This is a genomic window from Wolbachia endosymbiont of Mansonella ozzardi, assembly GCF_020278625.1.
Lineage (GTDB): Bacteria > Pseudomonadota > Alphaproteobacteria > Rickettsiales > Anaplasmataceae > Wolbachia.
In genome coordinates, this window is sequence record NZ_JADAKK010000077.1 from 1 (window position 1) to 3,166 (window position 3,166).

Here is a 3,166-nt window from a genome sequence, read left to right on the forward strand (position 1 = left end):
CATCATTTTTAAAACCAGTCAAAACCCTTTCAGATAACATAAGTGCTTGTAATTGAAAATCGTTCTTCTCCTTACTTTCAAATTTATTTTCCATTACTGACACAACGCTACCTTTTCTGCATGGGAGTGGAATATCTATATTATCGAATCTTTTAACGGTATTACATGCGTTATCTATTCATTATTTCCTAATTTTTCTTAATATTACGCATGCACCAGCAATAGCGATGACACCCCCACTGCTGCAATGAAAGTTCATTGTCTCCAGCTTTGAATATTGGCAAAGCCAAATCTTACCAATGCCCCAACCACAGTTAGACCACTGCACATATGGTACAGTAAACAAAACAATTTTATTTCTGTTTTCTTGTCTTTTGTTTTTCAACGCTTCTCCATGTTTTTCAGAAATTGGTAAGACTATAGAAAAATTTTCTTTTTTGTTGCCTATAGAGCCCGTATCTGGAGCAATTTCTATTGTTAATGTGAGCAATCTCATTTATTCCATTACTTTCTCTGCCTCTAATTTTTATATCCATTGTATTCTTGCTGTTTTTTAATATTTCATCTTCTATTCCCTGCCTATGTGTATGCTTTATAATTAAGAGAAGTTAATAAAATTGTTCCAAGAATAATAAAAGCAAGAGCATAAACTAGCATTGCTCTTGAATTAAGAATATTTGCAATGAAGCTCACACCATGAATAGTTGCTTTGACTGCAGCAACATAAGCTAGAGCTGGAAAACCAACAGCATTATCTATTGGCTTGAAGTTAAATTCAATACCTGGAGTATTTGGATGCATCAATTTTCCCATATCTTGATCAAACTAATTGTATATTAATAACACTTTAAAAGCAAGCTTTTTTAACTTAAAGTCGCATGCTAAGCTCTGTTGGAACGCCTTTACTAATCTTTATGTCACCGTTTGTTAACCAAACAGAATGTGTGCCATATGTTTCTAAATCGGCGTATCTAATAACTGTAGTATTACAAACTGGATAGTTAAATTTGCTTAACTAAATTATTAAGTCAACTCTGTTACAATTTTCTACAACCTCTTCTTTTTTATAAGCTAGTAACACTGACTTATTATTCCCTTTGTTATATATGCAGCCATAACCGCTACACTTTAGTTTTTTGTTTGAATTATTGTATTTGGTATGATTTAGAATTTGATTCTGCCCATTTTGCTTTGCCCACGTTCTGATAATAAAGTTCCTATCTTTTCTAGTAGAGAATATAGCAAATTATCATTCCTCTTTAGCTGCAACATTATCAGCACTGACTAGAATATCAGGAGTTCTATACGTAGTGCTGAAGAAAATTACCCAGCACAATAAAGAAAACTCCAAAGAAACGCCAATTTTTTCCCACAAGCACAGCCATAATAACTCAAGTGTATGATAACTGATAAGGTAGGGAAAGCGTGAATGGGAATAACCAAATACTGAAAACTAGCGATTGCATTTATTATATACAAAATACCATCAATTGAGCTTCCTACGAGCGACGCTATAATCCACTTAATGCCTAAAGTAATCAACAAAACATAGATTATTCCAAGCGGAATAATAATTAATGTAACTATTGGTATAGCGATTAAATTTGTGATGATGCCGCTGATTGAAAGATAATTAAAGTTGTGTATTGGTGTGTGGAATAGTCGCTAAGCTTGCTATTACTGAGCTAATCATTATTGACACAAATATTTCACTATTTTTATTTTGAACAGCTTGTTGGCATTCATCTGATAACTAGCAACCAGTGCCAAAATGCCAGAAATGACATCCGAAAGCTGGGTTTTAAAATCGCTTCTGGTTCTACTATAAGTATCATCGAAGCAGCGAACGCAATTGCTATTAATCCCCGATATTTCCTCTTTATTATTATTGCAACAAGTATCAAGATCACCATAATATATGCACGCTGAACAGAGATTTGTATACCGGTGGCCAGCAGATAAAATCTGGTCAGCAAAATGGTGAAAAATGCAGATATTTTCTTGGTGTTACACTTAAAAGTTAAAGTTTTAGATATTGCAATAAATTACGAAGTACTATAAAAAACAGGCCAGCAACAAATGATAAATGCAGACCAGATATAGCAAATATGTGATATGCCTGAATCTCGTATTGCATCCATAGTTTTTTTTGTCTATTCCGTCTTTTTTACCGATCAGTAGTGCAGAGATTATGTCCGCATGTGGTTTTTTGATATTTCGCTGCAGGTCTTCATAAATATATTGCGACAAGATTCTATATACTATTGAAATTTCCTTGCTTTAGCCTTTTTGTGCAAGGCTACTTTGCTCGTTGCAAAACCTGTAGCACTTATTTTCTGGTAATATGCTATTCTTGCAAAATCATATGCATACTCTGAAGGTGGGATCTTTGGCAGAAAAAGCTTTGTTGACAACTTTACCCGGTCACCTATTCTAATGCCTTTTTCCACTTTAGTTCTAACTAATATTCTTATGTTATCTAAAGCAATGTGGTCAGCGTGTAACGCTGGAATCTGTGTATTTTTTTCTGGGTCTAAGTGTCTGGGCACTGGGACAACGAAAGGGAGTTTTTCAACAAAGAGCAGAAACTGTCTGTATGAGCCCTTGTTGCTAATATCCTTCACTGTGGCAATGATACTTTTTAAATATTTCTCTTCATCAAGAATTTGAGTATCAACTAAAGCTGTTCTCAGCTTGCTGGCTGTAAATCCTATTAGCACTGTAATCAAGGCGATACATAATATCGCGTGCCTTTTGTACAATCAGAATTAGTATAGGTAAAAGCAAGAGAAAAATAGATGTAGTAAAACACAGCTTGGTTCAGAGCTTAAAGAGAAATAGGTCAAAATTCCTAAGCACTGACATACGGGAAACCACAGTATCAAACTATATTTCTCACTGCATAGGTTGTTTCGTATATAACTAACTATTATGTCAGAAAAAGTTAATAAATATACAAAATATGCATCATGGGTGATTTTATTCTTTTATTTTCTATTGTTGTACATATAATAAATAAATAACGACGCGGGGTGGAGCAGCTCGGTAGCTCGTCAGGCTCATAACCTGAAGGTCGTGGGTTCAAATCCTACCCCCGCAACTTGATTCAGTTGTCATCCAATAGAAACGAAAAAAACTACTTAAAGATTCCTCCGGTTTCCTTATC

6 protein-coding genes and 1 tRNA gene are annotated in these 3,166 nt (G+C 34.5%); 1 reads left to right on the forward strand and 6 read right to left on the reverse strand.

Going from position 1 to position 3,166, the window contains the following annotated elements:
- Positions 1-181: 181 nt before the first annotated feature.
- The 6 genes from IHO40_RS05495 to IHO40_RS05515 all read right to left on the reverse strand — a co-directional run bounded on the left by IHO40_RS05495 (position 182) and on the right by IHO40_RS05515 (position 2,720).
- On the reverse strand, positions 182-496 hold the full coding sequence (locus tag IHO40_RS05495) for a hypothetical protein (protein WP_225537134.1): 315 nt from the start codon (positions 494-496) through the stop codon (positions 182-184).
- Positions 497-579: 83 nt separating this feature from the next.
- Positions 580-801 (reverse strand): hypothetical protein, encoded by a 222-nt coding sequence (locus IHO40_RS05500; protein WP_225537135.1) that lies wholly within the window; start codon positions 799-801, stop codon positions 580-582.
- 522 nt (positions 802-1,323) lie between these two features.
- Positions 1,324-1,647 carry a ComEC/Rec2 family competence protein gene (locus IHO40_RS05505; protein WP_225537137.1) on the reverse strand — a complete coding sequence of 108 codons (324 nt, stop codon included), beginning with the start codon at positions 1,645-1,647 and terminating at the stop codon, positions 1,324-1,326.
- A gap of 95 nt (positions 1,648-1,742) precedes the next feature.
- Complete coding sequence (locus IHO40_RS05915; protein WP_255586019.1) at positions 1,743-1,976, reverse strand: ComEC/Rec2 family competence protein; 234 nt, start codon at positions 1,974-1,976, stop codon at positions 1,743-1,745.
- Positions 1,977-2,020: 44 nt separating this feature from the next.
- Positions 2,021-2,137 (reverse strand): ComEC/Rec2 family competence protein, encoded by a 117-nt coding sequence (locus IHO40_RS05920; protein ID WP_255586020.1) that lies wholly within the window; start codon positions 2,135-2,137, stop codon positions 2,021-2,023.
- Positions 2,138-2,261: 124 nt separating this feature from the next.
- Positions 2,262-2,720 (reverse strand): hypothetical protein, encoded by a 459-nt coding sequence (locus tag IHO40_RS05515; protein WP_368666786.1) that lies wholly within the window; start codon positions 2,718-2,720, stop codon positions 2,262-2,264.
- 306 nt (positions 2,721-3,026) lie between these two features.
- Between IHO40_RS05515 and IHO40_RS05520 the strand changes: the two genes are divergently transcribed.
- A tRNA-Met gene (locus IHO40_RS05520) sits at positions 3,027-3,100 on the forward strand.
- Positions 3,101-3,166: the final 66 nt, after the last annotated feature.